This window comes from Bacillus sp. AFS077874 (assembly GCF_002566505.1).
Classification (GTDB): Bacteria; Bacillota; Bacilli; order Bacillales; family Bacillaceae_G; genus Gottfriedia.
The window spans coordinates 84,180-109,600 of the sequence record NZ_NUYF01000012.1 but is presented as its reverse complement, the minus strand read 5'-3'; the positions used below and the strand labels follow the sequence as shown (position 1 = coordinate 109,600).

Below are 25,421 nucleotides of genomic sequence, written 5' to 3'. Positions count from 1 at the left end.
TACTACCCCTGCACCAAGCGGGGGGGCTTTTTAATTATTAGACGGTAGAATCTTTCTTCAATTTAGATACTTTTTCCGTTCCAATAATGACTTGAATATTGGTCTTGTTATTTTTTATGTAATGCAGCATCCTAATTAGGTCGCTGCATTATTTATATTTTAAGAAATCAAACTTCTATTTTAGATTCTTGATTACACTATTCCTCCTGCTTTATACCTAACTTATCTTCTATCCGATTAATCCGATCATGCAAAAGCTTGCCTTTTACACTTGAATTAAAATACGGATCATCCTGCCACCAATTTAACCCAATCTCCATCGCTTTATCGATTGAAGCAACAACAAGACGAATTTTAATTGTAAGTAATTCTACATCTGCCAGGGCGATTTTAATATCTCCTGCGATGACGATTCCTTTATCCAAAATTTTCTCTAAAATATCTAAAATATTAGTAGATTGCGCTGAATGTTGCATGTTTTCTCCTTTCTTACATTAAGTTACCTAAAGGTCCTAAGTCTATATTTAAATCTTTTCCTTCAAGCCCAAATACGCTTTTTAATTCTTCCATCTTTTCTTCTAAATTCAAAAGGGCTGTACCAAGTATTTCAATTTGTTCATCCGTAAGTGTGCCGCCCTCTACCCTTTTAATAGCTTGTCGCTCTACAAGTTGCCTTAGTAATTCCAAAATTGTAAGCACTAGTTGAGCTAGTCCGTGTTCAACATCTTCTGGATTCATATTAATTCTCTCAGCTATTCCATGATTCACTGTCATTCCTATTCCCCCTTTTATGAATATTTTCAACTGCTGTCACTAGTAAGCAAATATTCACATATACCAAATCGATATCTGCAATCGAAAGGATGAGATCACCTGTAATAACTACTCCTTTATCTAAAACGCCATCTAAAATATCTAAAAGTGTGATGTTATCATTTTTACTATTCATGTATTTCTAGTTTCCAGACTGGCAAAATGATAAAATGGCCATGGTCCAGAAATCTCAACAATAATTCCTTTATCCTCATACTTTTGTCTAAATTCTTTAATTAGCAGTTCAAATTTCTTTCTGCTGTCTTTTGGAATTAAGGAAGTACTGTTGTAGATCATATCGACATTTCGACCAGTAGCATTTTTACTCCAATTTTTTCTTGTTTTACTACCAAAAGCTGAGTTTAATAGCGTGTTTTCCAAGCTTTGAGATATTAAACGGAGTTCAGTTTGCGCTTCATTTTCGAGTAGTTGTCCTTGCTTTTTCTTCATGAAGAATTGTTTCCCTGGAGATAGTATTTTCAATTCATCGTTCATATTTTGAATTACTTTACTATGTCGCTCCAATACTTTAAAAAATTTCGATTTATCATAGTACATCTTTACATTCCATTCCTCTTTTTCCTTTAATTGTTCAAAAAGTGAAACGATATTAAGCTGCTCCTGCGACAAATCCTCTCTTAATTTTTCAATACTTGAATAGACCGTACAAAACTTAGAAGGAAGAAATAAGTAGTTTTTAGAATAAGTCACAATTGTTTCATGATGATGAATCGCATGTTTGTGTACCCACTTTGGATTATCCATCTTCTCTTTTAGAACAGATTCGTCAAACTCTTCTTCACTTAAATAACAGAAAACAGCGGTTACTTTTTCAACAATTTCAAAACAAGTTTTGTCACGCTCAATCCCCTTCACTGCATAAAAAGGTGAATCTTCTAATTGATTTGTCGGTAGCAAACCATATAAATAAATGCTCAACTGCCTGCCTCCCGTTCTTTCGCTTTTGCGACTTGATATCGCAAAAGTAATTCCTCTTCTTGTTGTTCATAAATGTCCTGCGAAATTTCTCCTAATTCATACATCATTTGTAGACGGATCAATTGTTGCTCAATCGATTTTGAGTCAAATAAAACGCGGTCAGCTTCCTCCTTTATTTTTTCACCTAATAAAATGATTGATTTTAGTGGAAAGGCTAAGGCTTTAAAAATCATGACCGATCTCCTGCCGTTATGGTTAATTGAATAAAGTTATAAGCAGGCCATGGTCCAGAGTATTTGAATTCTACTTTATCCTTCCATAATTCATAGAGCTCATTAACTTTTTCATCGAAGATTTCTTCTTGCTCGCGATCAATTAAAAAAGCAGCATTAAGAAGCATTGTTTCGTATATAGGAGGGTTTGACTTAGAGGCACTCGAAAGTGTAGAAAGAGGAGAATAAATCGCTTTGTATAAATTGTGGTGCAGAGCATAAAAAAAGTCTTTTGTTTTTTCTCCAAGTTTAATCTTTTCATAAAAAGCTGCTTCTTTCTGCTGATTTACCTTCTCCTTAAGCTTCTGTATGTCCCCATTCATTCGTATTTCTTCTTCTAACCACTCCTTGCGTGCAATGACTTTTAAACCAACCTCAATTTTATTGTTTATTTTCTGAAAGATTGATTGCAGTTCGTCATACAGTTTTTCTAGTAATAAATGAATCTCTTCTGAAGAGGAAAAAACATTATTAAAACTCATTGGAACGACGGTAAACTGTTGCATAACAAAAGAGATCACACTTTGATGGGCTAGTAAATTTGCACGAGTTGGAAGGAAGTCCTGATTATGAACATTTACAACAATCATCACAATTTCTTTATATCGGACTGGATATAGTTTGATTTCATTTCCTTCCCACTTTGTGAAACCAAAATCGGGATCGGTATTCGTTTGGATGATACAAAATGGATAAACCCCTTCGCTCATTTCAACTTCCCTCCATTTGTAAACTGACAGATTTTACAATGAATTGTTTTGCTTGTGAGTATGTTTGAACTTTATTTGCTTGTTTGAGATAAAACCAAAAAATATCAGTACATAAAATCTGAAACTGTTGATTATAAATTGTAATTGGAATATTATTTTGCTTTGCGATCGAGGCTAGTTTGATAGTTGTACGAAGACTTTGAGGTTCAATTTTTCTACAGTGATGACGAATTATTTGCACTAAATTAACAATATAAAGACATTCTTTTTCAGATAATCCAGATATTTGTGATAAGATGGAACGCTCTGCTTCAAAGTCCATTTTTTCGATTGGAATCGTAATCATTCGATCTAGTAGTGCATCTTGTGCTTCGAATATTCCAACATACTCCTCCGGATTACTTATAAAAATAACTGAAAAGTTAGGATGCACCGGCAAAAAAGATTCCTTCCTTTTCATCCCATATAGAGGAATCACCCTTTCTTCCAAAATTGATAAAAATAAAGTGTTAGTTTCTGGGTGAGACCGAGTGAATTCATCATAAATCAATGTATACCCTTTTGTCGCAGCTTCTATTATAGGACCGTTAGCCCATGTTTCTTTAAAGGTTTCTTCCTTTTTGTAAACGGAATGAATGTAGTTATCGATCATTTTTTTCTTGGTAAAGCCATTAAAACTCCCAAGCAAATCCTTATTAGACATTTCATGATTCCCATGAATTAACAGTGATGGTCGACCCATTTGTTTTGCAACATGAAGTGCAAACGATGTTTTTCCAACACCCGCTGGTCCTGTAAGATGAACTGAAAATCCAGATTGTAAATATGACAGAACCCTTTCTGTTAAGCTAGTCAAATAAGGAGACGATATAAAACTTTTTTCCATAGTTCTCCTCCTCACTCATGTAGAATTGTGCTTCTAGCACGCAATGACTTTCTTTGAAATGATACAATTTCTAACTCAGCACTGAGCAAAACAGAATAAACTCCTACTAACTCATCTTTAGCGTGAGCTTTCATATATTCTTTTTCTTCAATTACCTCAACTATTAGTTCCCAACCTTTTTCTGATTTATGGACGTGAGTAATTTTATGAACTGGTCGAATATACTGCCCAAAAAAAGTTTTTACTACTTCTAGTATTTTAATAATTTCCATAATAGCCCCCTTGTCTTAAAAAGTAGACCAAAGCATAAAGCCTTGGCCCTACTTACTTAAGCAACTTCCTCTTCTTCTTCCTCGTCTTTCAGCAATCCTACTGCTTCAGCATATCGTAACCAAGTATCCACACTTGCGATGACAACACGAGCTTCAATTGCTAAAAGCTCAATGCCGACAAGTGATACCCTTACAAATGCATCAATAACCACCCCTTTGTCAAGAATACGGTCGATTACTTCAGCTAGGCTAGAAGAATCTACACTTTTTTGAATGGAAGCCAACATGTATCCCTCCCTTCTTATCAAAATAAGAAGAAATGATAGAAAACGAAAAAATAGCATTTTCTCAATCGTGATCCTATCTCTTTCCCTCTATCCTATGGGACAAGCAAGTTGAGAGTGATAGACTTCATTTAAAATGAATCATTATGCCTACAATCCAATTTTTTCCAGTTTAAACACAACCTCGTTTAATTAGCCGCCAGCAGAGAAAAAACAAAATAAATCTAGTATTCTAGAAAAAATAAAAAACCATGAACAAGTGCAATTGTTCATGATTTTTCAAAGTTTCTATTTCCAAAAACGATCTACTTAATTATTCTTGCCAATAACGACGAGCACCCGAAAATTCTTCAATATAGCCAGGAGTATTTAATGGGATAATTTCAACACTTCTAGCAGCATTAGGAGCCTGAATCATTAAACCATCACCGATATACATTGCAACGTGATGTACTGAACCTGTTCCGTTATTACTTGCAAAGAATAGTAGATCCCCAGGTTGAATCTCATCTTTTTTAACTTCTATACCGCTCTTAGATTGAGGGCCTGAGTCTCTTGGAATTGTTATACCATATGACTTAAATAGGCTATATGTAAATCCTGAACAATCAAAACCAAATCCTGAAACACCAGCCCATAAGTAGCGTAAACCAAGGAACTTCTTAGCCGTTTTAATTAAATTTTCAGGTGTTGCTTTAGGAAACTGATTTTCATTTTGATAGACTGCCACGTCTTCTTTTTTAATAAATTTATTTCCATCATCTGGCGTTGCAACCATTACAACATCCCCAAAGTCTTTAATAACAGGTAATCGTGTATTAAAGCTTATCTCCATAAACTTATCATTTAGGGCTTTTCCATCATACAACCAAGCCGTTTGACTAGATACCATTATAAATGGGGTATCCTTATAATTCTCTAAACGATCATCTGTTGTTAATTGTCTTTTTGGCATCCAACCAGGATAGCCTAATGTGTTACGTGGAGTAGGTTGTCCTTCTACAGCAACCTTCACCCAGTCTCCTGATTCCTCTAAAATAGTTACTTTTGTACCGTATACTGCTTGTGTTTCAAGATAACTTGTTAGCCAACGTCGTACTTCAGTATCTTCCATATTAGTTGACCATTGACGCGGATCAACTGGATTGCTTAAAGATGGTGCATCAATATCTCTTACTTGGAATCTACCATTTGTTGTCCACTGAGTAGAAACAGACACATCGACGTAAGCTGTCTCACCTGGAGTAAGTTCATCATCCGTATTTGCTAAAGATTGACTTGTCATCGTAGAAAGTAATGTACCTGCAACACATAAACTCAAAATCAAATTTTTTGTCTTTTTCATCGTAAAACTCCTCTCCCTATTTTAACGAAGACTTTTTGATAATCTTCGGTGAAGCCCTAAACCAGGTAAGGATGATAATTGAACTTCATCCCCAATAAACTCGATTCCATCAAAATCTTGATTCTTCAACCAAAGTGGCGCATCCAAATCGATTTTTTGAATATTTGGATGAGCGGTAGCAATATGTGCTGCCGCAAGTACAGAGACAGAAGTTTCCATCATACTTCCAATCATGCAAGGAATATTTGCTCTTTCAGCAATATCTGCAATTTGCATTGCTCTTCTTATCCCACCTGTTTTCATCAACTTAATATTTAGAAAATCAACTGCATTCTCTTTAATTAGTCGTAATGCGTCTTGTGGAGAAAATAGACTTTCATCAGCCATGATTGGTGTATTGACGTTTTGCTTAACAAATTTTAGTCCATCAATATCTCCTGCATGAACGGGTTGCTCAATTAACTCGATTTTAGAATTCAGCTGTTCTAATTCTTGGATAATCGAAACGGCTTGTCTTGGCGTCCATCCTTGGTTGGCATCAACTCGGATCGTAACGTCATTACCGACTTTTTCACGGATCGCCATAATTCGTTCAATATCCGTTGTCCAGTCTTTTCCGACTTTGATTTTCATAATAGAAAAGCCGTCCTTGATTATTTGCATCGCTTCATGACACATTTCATCGACTGTTCCTACACTAACGGTCATATCGTTTTTTAATTGATTTGTCCGCCCTCCAAGATATTGATAGAGTGGAAGATTAAGATGTTGGCATAATGCATCATACAATGCAATTTCCATAGCTGCCTTCGCACTTGTATTTGCCACGCAAGAGCGTTCAATCATTAGAGAGAGTTCATTCATATTTCTTATATCTCTTCCTAATAATAATGGTGTAAGAACAGTCTTTAAAATCGCTTCAATACTTTCTTTTGATTCTCCTGTAATAGCCAATGTAGGTGCTGCAGCTCCTACTCCGACAATCCCATCCTCTAATTGGACATATACAAAAATGTTCTCTATTTCAGTAGCTGTCCTAAGAGCTGTTTTAAATGGCTTTTTTAAAGGGAAAACTTCAGTTTGCACTTGTATTGATTGAATAATCATCGTTTTTGTCCTTTCCTATTAGATTAAAGCTAGTTCTAAGACCTCTGATTGTCCCAATTTATTAAATAAAAAATCCAGCTATTAGAAAGGGACTTCCCCTGCTAATAGCTGGATTTCACCTACGTAAATAGATAAAGCAGCATTAAGATTCTATTATTTGTTTGTATTTTATATGTGCATTTTTAAAGGCTACTGTCAATGCTTTCTGGGATGAACCAAAATAACGGTTATTTATTTCATGTATTACCCCATCTACATCTGACATTGATTGTCCAACGAATAAGTGCTTTACAAAGGATGATGTTAAAGAAATTGTAGCTGAACAATCTGCGTCCATAATTAAATGACTTGTCCGATCGACTACCAAACCAATAAAAAATGCATTATACTTCTGCATAATCGGATTATTGGATGAAGTCTTTGCATCCCCAATAATGTAAATAGTATCTTTATTGTACAAATTAATTCCTCCCGCAAAACAGGTATTCCGTGCAAAACTCCAACCGATGAGGAAAGAATTGGCAACGGCATATGTATTCACTTACAGTTAATATTAATATAAGAAACTTCTTTTGACAATATATTATGAATATTCAGTTTTAACAAAAGTACTTGTGAACTATATTGAGACTCTTACTTTTTTACAAGATAGACGTTTTCATTTAGCTTTTTCTTAAATTATGTTAGGGGTAGTAACTGACGACTACTTTCTAAAGTAGCTGACTTAAACTTCTTTAAAGGTTTCGGTGAATTCTCTACATCTTTATTCTTTTTTAAATAATTCAATTCTACAAATTCTGAAAAGGGTAGTAGATTGAATAAAAAAAATCTCATTCGAATAGATCAGAATGAGATTTTTTTATTTAGTCACTTGATATATTAATTTATTTTTTGAATTCTTCCTTGAACTTCATAAACGAATGGTCTTGGAAGTGATTTAACATAATCGACAGTCGCTTGTAGATCTTCTGGTCCTACTTCTAAATCAGTAGAACGTTCGCCAATACCATATTTTACATTTCCGTACATATAGTTGTTTACTACAACTGAATATTCTTTGTTCGGATCAATTTTACTACCGTTTGGTAAAAGGATGTCTACTACTTTTCTAGTTGATGAATCCCAAGTATACTTAAATCCAGCGATGTGGAAATCTAAGCCCTTATCGGTAATTTGATTATTTAAAACTGTTTCAATATCTTGACCGCTAAGCATTACTTTATTTAAGACATTTCCAAATGGCTGAATTGCGAATAAATCACCAAACGTAACTTGACCGGCGTCAAGTGGTGATCGAACTCCTCCACCGTTCATCATTGCGAAGTCTGCATTCATTGATGCTTTCATTCCATCTGCAATTAAGTTACCTAATGCAATATCACCATAAGTATCAGAAGATGGATATCCTTTTGGTAAAGTTTGCATTGAGTCACCAACAATCTCAGCTTTTATTGGCATAATTAAATCTTCATATTTTTTCATGATCGCAGAAACTGTCGGGTCTGGTGTATAGTCTTTTTGATAAACTGTTACTACTTCTGCTTGCTTCTTAACAATCTCACCTGTTACTGCATCTAGTTCTAAATCTACATCAGAAAATGCAGAACCATATGAATAAGCTTGTACGATTAATTTATTATCAACTTCTTTATCATTAAATACATGATTATGAGCAGCAAAAATAACATCTACTTCATCATCAACTTTTTCAGCAATATCAGTTGCATCATATAAATCCGCTTTACCTGTTTGAAGAGTAGGGTTATGTGCTAATACTACGATTGCTTTAATCCCTTGTTTTTTTAGAATATCCGTATAATGGTTAATTGCTTCAACTTCATCACGAATTTCAAGCGTTTCATTTCCTTTTCGAACAATCATATTAGGAGTTTCTTGCGTTACTACTCCGATGAAACCAATCTTTTTACCACCCACTTCTTTAATTGTGTATGGTTGATTAATTAATTCTCCTGTTGCAGAATCATATGCATTAGCAGCTATCACTGGAAAGTTCATTCCGTCATACCCTTTTGTACCTTTAGGATGTTCTCCACCATTGATCATACGCTTTAATTCAGCAATACCTTCATCAAACTCGTGATTTCCAACTGTACCTACATCAAAACCCATTGCTTCCATCACTTCAACTGTTGGTTCATCTTGGAATAACGCAGAAATCAGTGGGCTTCCACCAATCATGTCACCAGCGTGAACTAGTAATGTATTTGGATTTTCTGCTTCATGTTGTTTCATTGCGGCAGCTGTGTATTCCATACTTCCAGCTAATAATTCTTGGCCATTTACAGTAACTTTTGTATCAGTATCAAGCTGGCCATGAAGATCATTTAAGCCTAATAATTGAACTTTAATATTTTCTTTTGTACCTAAATCTAATTTAAAAATGCCAAATCCTGCAAGATCCGTTTTATTTGTAAACGCAATATTACTATTAGGCTTGATAAATTCTTCCGCTCTTGGTGAAGTCGTAAACGTTACATTTACATTTCCGCTAATTGGTGCAATCGACCAGTTATGATCTGCTGTTGGTGTAATTGTTTTCGATTCAGAAATGTAATCCATTAAGATTTGACGATTTTCATCAGCAGAATCTACTACAAGTTCGCTACCTTTAACACCTGGGAAATTACCACCGCCACCAGCACGATAGTTATTTGTTACAACGATGAATTCCTGATTTAAATCAATTGGTTGTCCATTATAAGTTAAGTTTATTACTCGACTTGAATTACTATTAACTAGATTTCCGTTTATATCATACTTTGCTGGTTTTGTTACGTCAATTTGGTAGTTAACACCGTCAATTACATCAAAGTTATAAACAGGGAAAGCAGGATTTAATAATGCTTGTTCTTCCGTTTTATTTGGATCAATTTGATTATATTTACCTGCCGTCATTTCAATCCATTCTTTCACAACAGAACCTTTTACTTTAATTGCTTTTAACGTATTATCATAAAGATAAAGATCGCCAGCACTTCTTATCGTAAGATCGCCTTTTTTAATCTCAGTATATTCAGCTACACCATTACGGCCAGCTTTAAATGGAGCTCCTACTGATAAAATCGGTAATTCTTTATATTCTGGTTTCTTTTCAGTAATATATTTTTCTACAAACCATTTTTGTGCATTTGTAACAACTTGAATCGATGGATCATCTTGAATTAATGAAAAATAACTATGAATATCATCGGTAGTTGTTCCAATTGGTGTATTTACATACTTAACTGTTGCATCATGATTTGGTGTAACAGCCTTTACGATCTCTTGATCCGGAGCTACTGTACTTTCAGTCTTTGTTTTACCTGTAGTTGGATCCTTTACATCAGCCCATATTTCTCTAGTTGATGACTGAGAATTTACTACTGACCATTTTCCTTTTTCTTTTTTAAGTGTTAGGTCAATTAATCCTAATGAACCACCACCGTATCCCGCTTGAACCGCAGGTACGCCATTAATTGTTCCTTTCGAATTATCAACACCTGGTAATGGCTTTTTATCTGCCCCTAAAAATAATGCATCAAGTGTAGCCTCTGATTTTGCTGGAAATACTTTATGCGTATGAGAAAACGTGATTGCATCAATACCAGGTACTTCACTTAAAGAATAAATAACATCTTCTGTATTTTCTTTATTCGCATTAAATCCTGAATGAGTCATTGCAACAATTACGTCTGCACCGTCTTTTCTCATTTCAGGAATGAATTTTTTAGCTGTTTCTACAATATTTTTAGTGATAACTTTTCCATCAAGGTTTGCCTTGTCCCACTCATTAATTTGAGGTGGTACAAACCCAATAAAACCGATTTTAATTTCTTGCTTCTTGCCTTGTTCATCAATCACTTTTTTCTTAATAATTTTATAAGGATTAAATTTGTTTTGATCATTATTAGGATTATTATCGTGATCATCTACGTAAACGTTTGCATTAATGTACGGAAAATCAGCATCATTATATGCTTCGTTTAAAAAGTCTAATCCATAGTTAAATTCATGATTACCTAAAGTTGCAATATCATAACCCATTATGTTCATTGCTTTAAATACAGGATGAACTTCCCCTTTTTTTAATGGGTCAATTTTAGCTTCATAAGTTCCGAGTGGTGTACCTTGTATTAAATCTCCATTATCGACTAAAACATTATTTTGAACTTCTTTTCGAGCTTCTTTTACTAAAGTAGCAGTCTTAGCTAATCCAACTTTTTCATATGCTGCATCTTTGTAGTAATCATAGTTTAATAAATTTGTATGGATATCTGTTGTTTCCATAATTCGAAAATTTACTAAATCCTTCTCATCTTTATTCTTAGATGCAAGCACATTTACTGGTTCAGCCTCTTTTGGTATTGCATACGCCGGCGTACTCATAACTGACATACTTAATAAAGATAAAGCTAAAGAAAATGATAACGCTTTCGAATTTGTGCGATACTTTCTCCCCATTTATATTCCCCTTATATATTTTATTAGGATATCATTAAAAAACATCCCCGAAAATTATTATAAAATTAAAATAGGTTAAAATATATTTAATTATGCTTAAACAAAGTTAACGATTTCTTAAGGAGCAAAAAAATGAATTTAGACCATTTAGCTTATATTGTTGATGTTTCGAAAACTAAATCACTATCCATGTCAGCAAAAAACCTACATATTTCAGTTTCGGCAATCTCTCAGGCAATTAATAATTTAGAAGAAGAATTCGGATTTAAAATTTTCACTCGTTTACGACAAGGAACGATTACAACACCAGAAGGAGAGAAATTAATTGAAAAATCCCTTAATGTGCTAGCACATGCTGAAAAATTGAAACAGTTAGCAATAAACAATAATGAAATTCAAAAGGAGATTACAATTGCTTCTGTTCCTGGACTAATGCATTATATCGTAAATTTAATTAAACTAATTAAAGCCGAAAATCAAAAATCAAAGATTAGGGTGCACGGAAAAAATTCATTAGAAATTTTAAATGATGTAAAAGAGAATAAATTACGTTTTGGTTTAATTTGGATTTATGATGAATTGATAAAAAAGAATAAAGAAATGGTCTTCGATATCTTTCAAGAAGTTAATATCAATGTTTGTGTGAGTAAAAATCACATACTTGCTGAATGTAAACAGTTAACAATAGACGATTTAAAAAATGAAACGTTTGTTGTTCATGATGAACAATATTTGAAATGGTATTATGCTGAATTCTTAAAAAACAAATCAGAAATATTATTCACGACAAATAATCTCGATAGCATTAGAAGTGCTGTAAAAGAAAATATTGCGATAACAATTGGCACAGACTTTGTTGTACAAAATGAACCACTCATTCAATCTGGGGAAGCTATTGCAATCAAACTGATTAATCCTTTTCATCGTCCTTTTTATGTTGGATGTGTTCGAAATGAAAATCTTCCTCTTTCTGAAGCAGATAAAATCTATATAAATGAATTAAAAAATGAATTTGAACGTAGGTGCAATCGTTAGCAGCCTGTTAAATTAGGAAATGACTATTGCTTGATTTTAAAAAAAACACAATTAAAAAGGCTAATCTATAAGGTAGCAGTTACCTTTTAGATTAGCCTTTTATATAGAATAAATTAATTTAATCGTAAAAATCTTTCAAGATACATATTTCACGTTTTTCCAAAATAACAGATGATAGGATGCTGGGAATTCCTGATCACCACATTTCTCAACTGTCTAAAAAGATCCTAATCTTTTTGACTAGGTTCTTTTTTAATTTGTGTCAGCTATACATGAACTTTAGAAGAAACAACACCTATTTCAAGAGCCGATGTCAAGCCCTCATAAGTAGCTTCTTCAATTGTACGAGGTGCTAAACAATCCCCGATTTGTCGAACAACCGGTGCCATACCTTTCACTTGTTCATAAAGCTCGAAATTAGGTACCCGTCCCATTGCAAGTACAATTGTATCCCAGTCGTTAATCAATTCGGTCTCATGAGTAAAAAGATTTCTCAATTTGACCTGATTATTATGAATACCACCAAAATCAAAATGCGGGCGAACATCCACTTTTAATTGATAGAGTCTTTTTAGATATTCATTTACTAGATATGAATGTAGTTCTTTTCCAATGTGAACCTTAGCTGAAAACAAGGAAACATCGTGATTTTTCTCCTTCAAATGTATAGCTGCCTCTATTCCTGGCCAATCGCCAATTAAATCAAATACCAATACCCGCTTTCCAACCTGGATAGAGTTTCCGCCGAAAAGGTCATCAACTGTTATGATTCTCGGATCATCGATGCCCTCTACATGTGGAAAGTATGGTCGAGACCCTACTGCACAAATAATGACATCTGGTTTTATCTCTTGTATTTTCTCAAGGGTAATTTTCTTTCCAAGCTGGACGTCTATCTTACTTTTTGATAGCTTTCTTGTATAATTGTCTAACATCGTTTCAGCTACTTCATGTCGCATTGGAGCCTTTCTCAGTTTTCTTAGCAATCCGCCAATCTCATCACTTTGTTCAACTAATATTACTTCATGTCCTTCACCATCAGCAGTTAAAGCAGCATGTAATCCAGCTGGACCTGCACCAATGACAAGCACTTTTTGTTTTACTTTTACACTTTGGACAAGCGGTAATAATTCTTTCTCTTTACCAGCCATCGGATTTTGAACACATCCAATTGGAAGGCCTTTAGAATAGTGACCTATACAAGCTTGAATACATCCTAAACATGCATCAATTGAATGTAGGTCCCCTCTCATTGCTTTATTCGGTAATTCAGGATCAACGATTAAAGCCCGAGTCATACCAACAACATCAGCTTTTCCTGAACCAACGATTCGATCTGCCTCCATAGGGTCTATGATCCGCGAGCCAACAAAAACCGGAACTGCACCTGCCATCCGAATTTTAAATGAATGTGGCGCATTATAGGAATGTTTAATTGGAGAAGGTGGAACGATATGAGTCGAACCTGCATATGTACTTGAGTCACCAGATGTTACATTTATAAAATCTACTCTAACGTTTTCAACTAAATGCTCGACGATTTTCACAGCATCTGTTACATTCGTGCCATCCATTGTCATTTCATCTGCACTCATTCGAATTCCTACAGTAAAATCTTGACCCACTTTTTCCAAAATTCGTTGTACTATTTCTACTATAAAACGCATTCGGTTCTCAAAAGTACCACCGTATTCATCTGTGCGATGGTTCGTATGGCTAGACCAAAATTGAGCTGGTAAATAACCATGGGAGCAACAAACTTCTACTCCGTCAAGACCAGCTTTTTTAGCTAATAAAGCTGAATAAGCATATCCCTCTATGACGTCTTTAATTTCATCAATGTTCATCGGTCTCGGCATGATGCCAAATCGAAAACTTGGTTCAGAAGACGGTGCCCAAGCAGCATTACGATAATCGCTTGATACGACTTCTCTACCTCCGTGAAATAATTGACTAAAAACTTTCGTGCCATATTGATGTAGTTGTTTTGCAATTTCTGCATAAGCTGGTACTACTTTTTCATCAAATCCTGCGATCGTATGTGAAGTAAGCATACCTGATGTGTGAACTGCAGCTGCTTCAAGAATAATAAGTCCAGCCCCACCCTTCGCACGTGCAACATGATAGGCAGTCATTTCAGGAGTAGGAATGCCATTTGCTACATAATTCGTTTGATGTGCTGTTGATAGAATTCTATTTTTCAGTTCAGTATTTCCAATCGTCACTTTTGAAAATAGGTGTTTAAAGTCTGTCATAATTGAACCACTTCCTTTCTTTAGAAAGTGCTAACATGATACTAGTAGTAATAAACCAAGAAACACTTAAACCTTTTTCTGGAAATAACAACAAATTAGGTTTAGCAGTTTGGGTTTACTTCTAGATTAATAGAAAAAATTATCATTTAAGCGTTTTCAAAAAAATAAAAGAAAAGCTGAGTATGATCCATATAAATTCTTCATTATGAAATCAAATACTTAGCTTTTTATTCATAGTCGTTTTTTACCGTACTCAATTAACTAGATTATAAGTCGATCGCTTCTTTAATCATTTCATGGAAGTGTTGCATCGCGTTCTCAGTTGGAGAAAATATACCATTTTCAAATGCTTTAGAATGTAAACCTGTTTGCAATAATTCTACTAGATCAAAATCCTCTTCGCGGACTTGATCAACAAATTTAATCAGTTCCTCTTCTTCTTTCGAAATTTCTTCATTAATAAAGAAATAGCGATAGACTGCTAACGTTTGGTTGGCATCAATAGGAATCAGCTGTGTTGTCGTCATATTTCCTCCTCCAGGAAATACGCTCATCATCATATTTGGCCAAATCCAGTAGAAACGAGCTAAGCTATCATCTTGATTTTTCACATTTGAACACTGGTAAGAGAAATTATCACAAGGAACAATACTATAATTCGATAAATCAAATGTTTTAGAGAATGAAGGGTGCGCAACTGGACAATGATCGCACTCTAAGAAATTATCAACTACAGCTTTCCAATTTGCTTTAATCAAACGACGGTTTTCTTTTACTAATTGTAATGAATCCAGGAAAGGATAACGGTTTAGTTCATTTATTAACTCTTCATATTCAACAGAAAAAGCCTTAGCTTTTCGATCCAAGTTTACAAAAATCATAGAACGCTGAATTTCTAATTGGACCGACTTTAAGCAGTTATATTCTCCTAGTTCAATATTTTTAAAGTTTGGAGCTCTATTTACATGCCCATCTAAATTAAAGGTCCAACCATGATAAATACATTGTAGGATTTTTTTATTTCCTGTTTCACTTTGCTCCACTTTTGTACCACGATGTGGACAAATATTATAAAACGCGCGTATTTTACCATCATTAGCATGCGTAACTAAAATAGATTCACCAGCAACTTCAAAAGTAAAAAAATCACCGACGTTTTTAACTTGACTAGTATGACCTACGAAGATCCAATTTTTACTAAAAATCTTTTTTCTTTCTATATCGAATACCTCTTGGCTGACATATGTTTTATACGGTAATGAAGTTTGTAAAGTTTGCGCTGTTCCCTTTGTAGACATAATAATGATTCCTCCTTTTATATGGATTTCATTTAAAACGAAATTCCATCCTTTATTTATTAACTTAAGCAAGATTTATGCCAATTTTAGTTTTCGCTTTACCATAGGAGATAACACTATTTATCTATTTCCAAATTAAAATAATTATCTTATAATTTACTCAATTCAGTCATTTTTAACTCAACTTACTATTTTCCGAGATTCAAAATGTTATTAGAGGGGGTTACATTTTGCCAAATACTACAAATGACAAGCTAAAACTAGAGTTCAGTAATGAGATTCTACAAAAAATATTAGACAATTCTCCTAATGAATTTTATGTACTTGATAAAGATGCTCGTATCGTGTACATTAACAAGGCCTGTGAAAGACATTATGGAATTAAACTAAAAGATGTAGTAGGAAAATCAAACGATGAATTAATTTCAAAAGAATATTGGAAGCCTCTTATTCTCCCACGTTTATTTAAAGAAAAGAAAACGGTCATAATGAAACAAATAAGTTATGTTGGAAAGGAAATCATCACAACAGCCATTCCTTTACTAAATGATCAGCAGGAAATTGAGCTGATTATCACCACTTCACAAGATGCAAGCTATAAAGACTTATACATACCCGATGAGCAAGAAATAAATGAAGCTGCTCAAGCTGAAATTTATAAAAATAATATCATTACGAATAACAAGGAAATGAGTAATATTGTTAAGATTTGTGAAAAGGTTGCTAAAGTAGATGCAACCGTATTAATCCAAGGAGAATCTGGCACAGGAAAAGGGGTAATTGCAAAATATATCCACCAGAAAAGCAGCCGAAATAAAGCTCCTTTTTTATCTTTAAACTGTGCAACGATTCCAGAAGAGCTACTAGAATCAGAACTTTTCGGATACAAAGATGGCGCATTTACTGGAGCAACAAAAGGTGGCAAACAAGGACTTTTAGAGCTTGCAGACGGGGGAACGGTATTTTTAGATGAGATTGGAGATATATCACCCAAAGTTCAAGCAAAGCTTTTAAAAGTGATTCAAGAATTTGAATTTATGCCTGTTGGAGGCAAACAACCCAAAAAAGTAAATATCCGTATCCTTTCTGCTACTAATCGAAACTTATATGAAATGGTACAGAATAAGGAATTTAGAGAAGACTTATATTATCGCCTTCATGTTGTAAATTTAAAAATTCCACCACTACGCGAAAGAAAAGAAGACATCATTCCACTAACCTACCATTTTCTTTCCGAGTTTAATAGAAAACACCAAATGAACACAATCATTTCTGAAGAAGCTTTGAATACTTTTTATAACTATTCATGGCCTGGGAATATTCGACAGTTAGAAAATATGCTTGAAAGCCTCGTCGTCACAAGTGATGGCATCATAAAAGTGCAAGACTTGACTGATTTATTAATAGAAAATAAAAAAGAGAATCCGGTCGATGAAGTAATAAGTGATTGCTCGCTTTTAGCTTCTCTAGAAGAAGTTGAGAAAAACATAGTAATAAATTCTTATACAAAATATAGGAATACAAGAAAAGTAGCAGATGATTTAGAAATCAGCCAGTCAAAAGCGGCTAGATTAGTTCGTAAGTATTGCAGTGATTTAGACTTTTACAAATAAATGTTTAAATTAAAAAATACCCGATAAATCGTCGGGTATTTTTGCAGTGAAGTTCATGAGGAAGTATAAATTCTAAATGCTATAAATAACTTCCTCATAAAGGGTTCATGAGGTACTAAAAATGCTAAATGTTATAAATAACTTCCTCATAAAGGGCTTATGAGGAACTAAAAATGCTAAATGCTGTAACTAACTTCCTCATAAAGGGTTCATGAGGTACTAAAAATGCTAAATGCTGTAAATTACTTACTCATAAAGGACTCATGAGGTACTAAAAATGCTAAATGCTATAAATAACTTCCTCATAAAGAGTTCATGAGGTACTAAAAATGCTAAATGTTAAAAATAACTTACTCATAAAGGGTTCATGAGGTACTAAAAATCCTTAATACTGTAAATTACTTCCTCATAAAGGGTTCATGAGGTACTAAAAATGCTTAATGCTGTAAGTAACTTCCTCATAAAGGGTTCATGAGGTACTAAAAATGCTTAATGCTGTAACTAACTTCCTCATAAAGAGTTCATGAGGTACTAAAAATGCTAAATGCTGTAAATACCTTCCTCATAAAGGGTTCATGAGGCACTAAAAATGCTAAATGTTATAAATAGCTTCCTCATAAAGGGATTATGAGGAAGTATAAATGCTAAATGCTGTAACTAACTTCCTCATAAAGGGTTCATGAGGTACTAAAAATGCTAAATGCTGTAACTAACTTCCTCATAAAGGGTTCATGAGGCACTAAAAATGCTAAATGCTGTAAATAAGTTCCTCATAAAGGGTTCATGAGTAAGTAGCATCCATCATATAGACGATTTATCAATAATGCTACAAGGTACTCAAATAAAATCAGTTAGTTCCACAAAAAAAAAGCGCCCATAAGTCAGTTCCCCTGACTTATAAGGCAGCCTCTTTTAACCTGACAGATTACAATTGATCCATATAAACCGTTTTGACTTGTGTATAAAAATCTATTGCCGTCTTACCTTGTTCGCGGGATCCTGTGCTTGAACTTTTGCAGCCGCCAAAAGGTACTTGTGGCTCTGAACCTGCTGTTTCATTATTTACATGTACAAGACCAACTTCAATGTCTTCAACAAAACGCTGTGCGATTGTAAAATCGTTTGTACAAATCGCTGCACTTAAACCATATTCAGTATCATTAGCCATCTCTACTGCTTCCTCATAGTTTTTCACTTTAAAAAGCGCTACTACAGGTCCGAATATTTCTTCTCGGGCAATACGAGCATCTGAGGAGACATTTTCAAAGATTGTGGGTTGTATATAGAAACCATTTTTTAGTTCTTTATCAGCAGGAATTTCTCCACCGCATAATAGAGTTGCCTCGTCCTTTCCAGCTTCAATCATGGCTAGTACACCATCAAGTTGTGATTGAGAAACAGCTGGACCGACAAATGTCTCGTCATGAAGTGGATTTCCAACTTTTAATGATTTTGTCCGTTCTACAAGTCGGTCACGGAATACTTCATAAATTGTTTCTTCCACAATGACCCTACTCGTTGCTGTACACTTTTGACCAGTAGATTTGAAAGCACCGCTCACGGCAATTTCAACTGCTTTTTCTATATCTGCATCAGCAAGCACGATTAGTGGATTCTTCCCACCTAATTCCATTTGTACTTTCTTTCCTTTTGCTGTAGCCTTTTGCTGAATCTGATTTCCAACCTGATTAGATCCTGTAAATGAGATTGCTTTAATATAAGGATGTTCTACCAATTCTGTTCCAACGACAGAACCTCTACCAAATACACAGTTTACAACGCCTGGTGGAATACCAGCCTCATCAAGCGCTTTTATCACATGATAAACAGATTTTGGAGTCAAATCCGCTGGTTTAATCACTACCGTATTTCCGTAAACTAATGCAGGAGCCATTTTCCATACAGGAATTGCAATAGGAAAATTCCAAGGCGTAATCAATCCAATTGGCCCAATTGGCGTTCGAGTTGTATATAAAAATGTATTTGTATTACCAGAAGGAATCACTTCTCCGACTGGCTGTCTTGCTTCTCCTGCAAAATATTCAAGGATACTGATCGCACGCTGTGTTTCTCCAATACCCTCAGCAAGTGTTTTCCCTTCTTCTAGTGTTAAATCACGTCCTACTTCATGAACCTTTGTTTTTAATATATCCGCAGCTTTTTGAAGGTATGCAGCTCGTTGTTGGTATGAAAGTTTCTTCCATGATAAAAAGGCCGTTTTCGCTGCAAGAATAGCTTGTCGTGTATCCTCTTCTGTACTTGAAGGAAATTCTCCTAATGACTCTCCATTATGAGGACTGTAATTTTCCCGATATTCACCTAACGTAGGCTGTTTCCATTCGCCATTAATATAGTTTGCATAACGCATATCATTTCCCCCAATTAGATTTTTTCATTAATTATTTACTATAGGATAAATTCATTTTTGACTTATCTTGACCAGCAGATAAAATCTTCGGGTTTGTTACAACTTCGATAATAGCTGGACGTCCCGATGATAATGCCCTCTTAAGTGCCAGCGCAAAATCAGTATTTTTTTCGACCTTCTGACCGTATGCTCCAAATAAACTCGCAAGCTCTGCAAAGTTTGGGTTAGAAAGCTCCGTACCGATTACTCGATCTGGAAAATGCTTTTCTTGATGTGTTCGAATTGTTCCATACATATTGTTGTTCACCACAATTGAAATGACAGGAATGTTGTATCGTACGGCTGTTTCGATTTCCTGAAGCGTCATCATGAAGCCCCCATCTCCTGAGAAGGAAACAACTGTTTTATGCGGCTGGGCAAGTTTTGCACCAATAGCAGCTGGTAGTCCGTACCCCATCGCTCCTGATGTTGGTCCGACATATGTATTTTCATGCTCAAAGCGATAATATCGAGAAAGCCATCCAAAGAAGTTCCCTGCATCATTCGTAATAATCGTATCTTTTGGAAGAATCGAGACGATATCATACATAAAACCATCCAGATCTACAAATTCATCCGTATAATCTTCCTTCGTCTTTGAAAAGTTCATGTATTCGTTATGAAGCTTTTCTACTCGCATTTCATCTGAATTTAATGGCGTAGATAAAGCAATTGATAATGCTTCCACTAAAAAAGCTTTCACATCAGCTGTAACTGCCAAAGAAGGAGCATAAACTTTTCCGAATACATCATCTGAAATATCAATATGGATTAGTTTTCCTTTTCCTGAAAGCAATGAATAATCCTGCGTTCCTACTTGGGAAAATCTTGTACCTAGTGCGATCACTACGTCTGCATTATCAATCGCTTCAAGTAAATATTTTGGTGTTCCAAAGCCAAGCCAGCCTGCATAACAAGGATGTGAATTCGGAAACGCATCGAAACGACGGAATGCAGTAACAACAGGGATTTGTACTGTCTCAGCAAATTTAACTAATAAAGGAACAGCTTGTGAACGAATGACTCCCCCACCAGCTATAAGAATCGGCCGTTTGGCATTTTGAACCATTTCGACTACTTGCTGAACGCTCTCTTTATGTGGACGAGCCGGCTGAGACTGATAGACTGGGATTTCTACCATTTCGGCTGTATCTTCTAACATGTCATGAGGTAATGCTACTAACACAGGACCAGGACGACCTGAACGAGCAATATGAAATGCCCGATGTAAAAGCTCTGGGATTCGTTCTACTTGATCAATCTCCACTGTCCATTTGCACAAATGGCTAAACATCCCTACAAGATTGACCTCTTGAAATGCTTCCTTTTCTTTAAAAGGACGCTCTACTTGTCCAATAAGTGCAACTAAAGGAGTGGAATCTTGGCTGGCAGTATGAATTCCAATCGCCAAGTTTGAAGCACCAACACCACGAGTTGCCATACAAACACCTACTTCACCCGATGCTTTTGCATAACCTTCCGCCATATATGAAGCTCCACCTTCATGTCGAGCTGAAATCAAGCTAATTTCCGGATATTCATATAACGCATCCATAACGCCTAGATAACTCTCACCAGGTACACAAAAAACTTTATTTACCCCTTCCTTGGCCATAACATTGACTACTGCTTTTCCACCGCTAATTTTCATTACAAAACACTCCCTTCTCCTATGCGATTATATTGAAACACTAGCAATCTATTTTCTACTCCTATTTTTCATTAAGATTTAACAGTTTCTACGTTAACCTCTTCGAATGGCCAAGCTGGAAGCATTTTTCTTAAAACTTTATCTTCCCTATAACCTAGGTCATATTCAGCCTGCATAATTGTATGAACCTCTCTCGTTCCTTCATAAATGACTGGTGCTTTTGAATTTCTTAAATAACGTTCTACTGGAAACTCATTTGAAAATCCATATGCCCCATGAATTTGTACAGCATCATTAGCTGCCTCATTTGCTGCATTACAAGAAATCCATTTGGCTAGTGATGTTTCTCTAGTGTTGCGTTTTCCACTATTTTTTAACCAGCCAGCTTTATAGACTAGTAGACGGGAAATTTCAAGATTTGAAGACATTTTAGCGATCATTTGTTGCACTAATTGATGTTTCCCGATTTCTTTACCAAAGGTTTTTCGCTCATGACAATATTTTACGCTTGCTTCAAGTGATGCCTGAATTAATCCACAAGCACCAGCTGCAACTGTAAACCTTCCATTATCAAGCGCTGCCATTGCAATTTTAAACCCTTCACCTTCGAATCCTAATAGGTTCTCAGTTGGTACTCTGACATCATCTAAAAATACTTCTCCAGTGTTTCCAGCTCTAATTCCCATTTTTCCTTTAATTGGTTTTGTAGTAACCCCTTCAAAAGTACGTTCTACGATAAAGCAAGAAATTCCGTGGTGCTTTAAGTCATGATTTGTTTTTGCAAAGATTAAGAAATGATCAGCTACATCACATAAAGAGATCCATGTTTTTGATCCGTTTAAGATATAACTATCACCATCCTTTACTGCTGTTGTCGCCATTGCTACTACATCAGATCCTGCATTTGGCTCTGTTAACCCAAATGCACCAATTTTCTTCCCTCGCGCTTGAGGAACGAGATACTTTTTCTTTTGTTCTTCAGTTCCCCACTGTAATAAGGTCATGCTATTTAATCCCGTATGTACTGAAACAGCCGTACGGAAAGCTGTATCTCCACGCTCTAGTTCCTCACATACGATTGCTAACGTATTATAGTCCATTCCAACTCCACCATATTGTTCCGGTATACATACACCCATTAGTTCCAATTCGGAAAGTCGTTTTAGAATATTTACTTCAAAATGTCCTTTTTCATCCCATTCCTTAATAAATGGTATAATTTCACGATCCACAAACGATCTAACTACCTTTCGTACACTTTTTTGCTCTTCTGTTAATGAAAAATCCATTTTATTTCCTCCTCAAATTGTATTATTTCGTTTCATTTCCTCTATTTCTAATTGTGAATAACCAAGTTTACTCATTACTTCTTCAGTATGTTCTCCATGTAATGGAGGATGTCTTACTACTTCAACTGGTGTTTTTGATAATTTTAATGGTGAACCAACTAACTTCAGATCATTTATGAATGGATGTTTTACTTCCAGCACCATATCCCTTGAACTAGCTTGGTCAGACTGCAGGGCTTCACTTACGTTATAAATCGGTCCATTTGGAATACCAATTTTATCTAAAAGAACTTTCCACTCATTTTTACTTTTAGTTTTGATTTTATTTGAGATTATTTCCTCAATTTGTTTTCGATACTGCAATCGACTAGCATTAGTCCTATATAATTCATCTAATAAAATCGGTTCTTCCATAAGTAAAGCAAATCGATTAAATTGCTGATCATTACCAACTGCGATCACCATTTCACCATCACTTGCTGAAAAAACTTGATATGGAACAATATTAGGATGATGATTTCCTAATCGCTCAGGTATAACGCCACTACATAAATAATTACTTGCCACATTTACTAATGCAGCCAATTGCGTGTCAAATAGTGAGATATCAATTTCTTGTCCTTCCCCTGTACGATTACGATGCTGTAATGAAGCAAGAATTCCAATACATGTAAATAACCCCGTTAATACGTCTGAAATAGCAACTCCCACTTTTGTTGGCTCGCCATCCTTCTCTCCGGTAATGCTCATTAAACCAGACATCGCCTGAATGATATAATCATATCCAGGAAGTGAAGAATTAGGTCCTTTGCTACCAAATCCACTAATTGATGCAAGAATAATATCTTCTTTCATCTCTTTCATTTCTTCATAGGAAAAACCTAGTTTTGCTAAAGTTCCAGGTTTAAAGTTCTGGACAACAACATCAGCTTCAGAAATAAGTTTTTTTAAAACCTCTTTCCCCTTATTATCCTTCAAATTTAAAGTAATCCCTTGCTTGTTTCGATTAGCACATAAATAATATGCACTTTCTCCTTCTACAAAAGGAGGCCCCCATCCTCGTGTTTCATCCCCACCACTAATACTTTCAATTTTGATTACCTCGGCCCCAAGATCCCCAAGGATCATCGTACAAAAGGGGCCGGCTAGTACTCTAGTTAAATCGATAATTTTGAAACCATGTAATGCCCCTGGCAATTTGACCACCTCTTCATCTGCTTTTCTTTCGCTAATTTACTAATTTTCCATTAGGCAATTAAAATGGTTATCATTGTGCTTTTGCATGTATTTAGAAAACTCAGGGTATATTAGACCTTCATTTCCGTTATACTCTTTATAATGCAAAACTCATGCCAACTTCGAAATTCCTATTATTATTAAATGTTTACTGTATTTACGGATCTAATCAGTGAAAAATAAAATTAAAATCCACTCAAAACCGTCATTTTTAACTCATTCAAAAAATTTGTTATTAGTGAATCTATTAATCTAGTTCATACATAAAAGAGGCTGTCAAAATAGCCTATAAATGTAAAAAGCCCACAAAGAAATTTTTATTCTTTGTGGGCTTTAGTATTTTTAACTTATTTTAACACTCAATCAAATCTCTAACTGTAGGCTCAAAAAGTTCGCAAGCAATATCTCTTTGATATCGTTTTTGTTTTTTAGCTTCTGTAAATAAATTAAAGGTATTCTTTCTGCTTAATCTTTCAATATCATCGATAACTGTCTGAGGTTCAGGTTTCACTAATCCAAAAATAACGGCGTCATAAAATCTAATTGCTCCTAAGTTCGCTACAAAATCATTTACCACATCGATACCTTTTTGTTTGATGATCTGATCCCCCTCAGCCGAGATCGGAATATTTGCAGCCTCTACAATTAAACTCGACTTTACTTTACTCGCATTTGATACATTAATTACATCCTCTAAAGCTGCCGGAATCAAGATGTCACAATCTACATCAAGCCATTCAGAGTTGCTTCTTACCGAATAGTTCGATTCAAAAAACTCTCGATTCATTTCTCCATGTGTGTTTTTGTGGTCAATTAATTTCTGAATATCTAACCCATCTTCACATGTTACTAATAAATTTGCATCGGAAATGCCGACAATTTTATAGCCTAACTGTGATAATTTCAAAGCACAACTTGCTCCTACACAACCAAATCCTTGAATAACTACTTTCGCTACTTTATTTTCACCTTTAAATTTCCATGCTTCATCTGCACAAAAAGCAACACCGTAGCCTGTTACAGCATCATTTACAAGGAAACAATCTATTTTAGAAGCTAGCAGATTATTAAAATCTTTTATTCCATTTTGAACACTTACATCTTCCTTCATCGATTTTGTTAAAGGTATTCCTACATTAAATTCATCAAATACTCTTAATACATCCTCATACTTCGTACCTAAATCACTTCCTAAAGATACTCCCGCTTCTACATATGGCATCATCGCAATTAAAAATCTTCTTAATACGTCATACGCATCAGGGGCTTTATAATCATAAGCAATACCAGCTTTACATCCACCTGTAGTGACACTTTCTGAAGCCATATATTTATAAGCCATTGCCTCTGCCAAACGTTCAACTTCTTCCCTTGTCACTGTTGGATGCATTCGTGTCCCACCACCAGCATACCCTTTGACAAAGTTATGTACTACTAACCACCCTTGTGCATCTGTTTCACTATCATTCCACTCTACAACTAGGTAAGGTTTTTTCATACTATAGCCTCCTTAAAGATTATCTTTTTTAATAGATTTCTTGTGTCATA

22 protein-coding genes are annotated in these 25,421 nt (G+C 35.0%); 2 read left to right on the top strand and 20 right to left on the bottom strand.

Annotated elements, in window-relative coordinates; genetic code table 11:
- Positions 1-197: 197 nt before the first annotated feature.
- From COJ46_RS13260 to COJ46_RS13200, 13 genes are all read right to left on the bottom strand, one after another.
- Complete coding sequence (locus tag COJ46_RS13260; RefSeq protein WP_069033487.1) at positions 198-476, bottom strand: gas vesicle protein; 279 nt, start codon at positions 474-476, stop codon at positions 198-200.
- Positions 477-489: 13 nt separating this feature from the next.
- A complete protein-coding gene (locus tag COJ46_RS13255) occupies positions 490-774 on the bottom strand; it encodes a gas vesicle protein K (protein ID WP_097975974.1) in 285 nt (94 codons plus the stop codon).
- Positions 749-949, bottom strand: coding sequence for a gas vesicle protein (locus COJ46_RS13250; RefSeq protein WP_097975976.1), 201 nt, complete (start codon positions 947-949; stop codon positions 749-751). Before COJ46_RS13250 ends, COJ46_RS13255 begins: the two co-directional genes overlap by 26 nt.
- Positions 946-1,752, bottom strand: a complete 807-nt coding sequence (locus tag COJ46_RS13245; protein WP_176522524.1) for a GvpL/GvpF family gas vesicle protein — start codon at positions 1,750-1,752, stop codon at positions 946-948. Before COJ46_RS13245 ends, COJ46_RS13250 begins: the two co-directional genes overlap by 4 nt.
- Entirely contained in the window at positions 1,749-1,985 is a 237-nt protein-coding gene (locus COJ46_RS13240; RefSeq protein ID WP_097975979.1) for a gas vesicle protein GvpG, read from the bottom strand. Before COJ46_RS13240 ends, COJ46_RS13245 begins: the two co-directional genes overlap by 4 nt.
- Positions 1,982-2,734 carry a GvpL/GvpF family gas vesicle protein gene (locus COJ46_RS13235; RefSeq protein WP_097975981.1) on the bottom strand — a complete coding sequence of 251 codons (753 nt, stop codon included), beginning with the start codon at positions 2,732-2,734 and terminating at the stop codon, positions 1,982-1,984. Before COJ46_RS13235 ends, COJ46_RS13240 begins: the two co-directional genes overlap by 4 nt.
- 1 nt (position 2,735) lies before the next feature.
- A complete protein-coding gene (gvpN, locus tag COJ46_RS13230) occupies positions 2,736-3,620 on the bottom strand; it encodes a gas vesicle protein GvpN (protein WP_097975983.1) in 885 nt (294 codons plus the stop codon).
- A gap of 11 nt (positions 3,621-3,631) precedes the next feature.
- Positions 3,632-3,892 carry a gas vesicle protein GvpO gene (locus COJ46_RS13225; protein WP_097975985.1) on the bottom strand — a complete coding sequence of 87 codons (261 nt, stop codon included), beginning with the start codon at positions 3,890-3,892 and terminating at the stop codon, positions 3,632-3,634.
- 56 nt (positions 3,893-3,948) lie between these two features.
- Positions 3,949-4,179 (bottom strand): gas vesicle protein GvpJ, encoded by a 231-nt coding sequence (gene gvpJ / locus COJ46_RS13220; RefSeq protein WP_097975986.1) that lies wholly within the window; start codon positions 4,177-4,179, stop codon positions 3,949-3,951.
- Positions 4,180-4,489: 310 nt separating this feature from the next.
- Positions 4,490-5,521 carry a C40 family peptidase gene (locus tag COJ46_RS13215; RefSeq protein ID WP_097975988.1) on the bottom strand — a complete coding sequence of 344 codons (1,032 nt, stop codon included), beginning with the start codon at positions 5,519-5,521 and terminating at the stop codon, positions 4,490-4,492.
- Between the two features lie 21 nt (positions 5,522-5,542).
- Positions 5,543-6,628, bottom strand: a complete 1,086-nt coding sequence (locus COJ46_RS13210; RefSeq protein WP_097975990.1) for a dipeptide epimerase — start codon at positions 6,626-6,628, stop codon at positions 5,543-5,545.
- A gap of 142 nt (positions 6,629-6,770) precedes the next feature.
- Positions 6,771-7,088 (bottom strand): DUF3870 domain-containing protein, encoded by a 318-nt coding sequence (locus tag COJ46_RS13205; RefSeq protein ID WP_097975992.1) that lies wholly within the window; start codon positions 7,086-7,088, stop codon positions 6,771-6,773.
- Positions 7,089-7,507: 419 nt separating this feature from the next.
- Entirely contained in the window at positions 7,508-11,089 is a 3,582-nt protein-coding gene (locus tag COJ46_RS13200; protein ID WP_097975993.1) for a bifunctional 2',3'-cyclic-nucleotide 2'-phosphodiesterase/3'-nucleotidase, read from the bottom strand.
- Positions 11,090-11,221: 132 nt separating this feature from the next.
- Between COJ46_RS13200 and COJ46_RS13195 the strand changes: the two genes are divergently transcribed.
- On the top strand, positions 11,222-12,124 hold the full coding sequence (locus tag COJ46_RS13195) for a LysR family transcriptional regulator (RefSeq protein ID WP_097975995.1): 903 nt from the start codon (positions 11,222-11,224) through the stop codon (positions 12,122-12,124).
- Between the two features lie 266 nt (positions 12,125-12,390).
- Here COJ46_RS13195 and COJ46_RS13190 read toward each other — a convergent pair whose 3' ends face one another.
- The gene (locus COJ46_RS13190) at positions 12,391-14,379 is read right to left on the bottom strand and encodes an oxidoreductase (protein ID WP_097975997.1); all 1,989 of its coding nucleotides are present in this window, start codon (positions 14,377-14,379) and stop codon (positions 12,391-12,393) included.
- Between the two features lie 266 nt (positions 14,380-14,645).
- A complete protein-coding gene (locus tag COJ46_RS13185) occupies positions 14,646-15,677 on the bottom strand; it encodes an aromatic ring-hydroxylating oxygenase subunit alpha (RefSeq protein WP_097975999.1) in 1,032 nt (343 codons plus the stop codon).
- A gap of 230 nt (positions 15,678-15,907) precedes the next feature.
- Here COJ46_RS13185 and COJ46_RS13180 point away from each other — a divergent pair, with 230 nt between their 5' ends.
- Positions 15,908-17,290 carry a sigma-54 interaction domain-containing protein gene (locus COJ46_RS13180; RefSeq protein ID WP_097976000.1) on the top strand — a complete coding sequence of 461 codons (1,383 nt, stop codon included), beginning with the start codon at positions 15,908-15,910 and terminating at the stop codon, positions 17,288-17,290.
- A gap of 925 nt (positions 17,291-18,215) precedes the next feature.
- On the opposite strand, the gene COJ46_RS13175 is transcribed toward COJ46_RS13180, so the two are convergent.
- From COJ46_RS13175 to COJ46_RS13155, 5 genes are all read right to left on the bottom strand, one after another.
- Positions 18,216-19,658: an aldehyde dehydrogenase family protein gene (locus COJ46_RS13175; protein ID WP_097976002.1), complete on the bottom strand. Its 1,443-nt coding sequence runs from the start codon at positions 19,656-19,658 to the stop codon at positions 18,216-18,218.
- Between the two features lie 31 nt (positions 19,659-19,689).
- Positions 19,690-21,348, bottom strand: coding sequence for a thiamine pyrophosphate-dependent enzyme (locus COJ46_RS13170; protein WP_097976004.1), 1,659 nt, complete (start codon positions 21,346-21,348; stop codon positions 19,690-19,692).
- Between the two features lie 71 nt (positions 21,349-21,419).
- Entirely contained in the window at positions 21,420-22,637 is a 1,218-nt protein-coding gene (locus tag COJ46_RS13165; protein WP_097976005.1) for an acyl-CoA dehydrogenase family protein, read from the bottom strand.
- A 12-nt stretch (positions 22,638-22,649) separates the two neighbouring features.
- On the bottom strand, positions 22,650-23,834 hold the full coding sequence (locus COJ46_RS13160) for a CaiB/BaiF CoA transferase family protein (RefSeq protein WP_097976007.1): 1,185 nt from the start codon (positions 23,832-23,834) through the stop codon (positions 22,650-22,652).
- A gap of 391 nt (positions 23,835-24,225) precedes the next feature.
- The gene (locus tag COJ46_RS13155) at positions 24,226-25,371 is read right to left on the bottom strand and encodes a Glu/Leu/Phe/Val family dehydrogenase (protein ID WP_097976009.1); all 1,146 of its coding nucleotides are present in this window, start codon (positions 25,369-25,371) and stop codon (positions 24,226-24,228) included.
- Positions 25,372-25,421 lie beyond the last annotated feature (50 nt).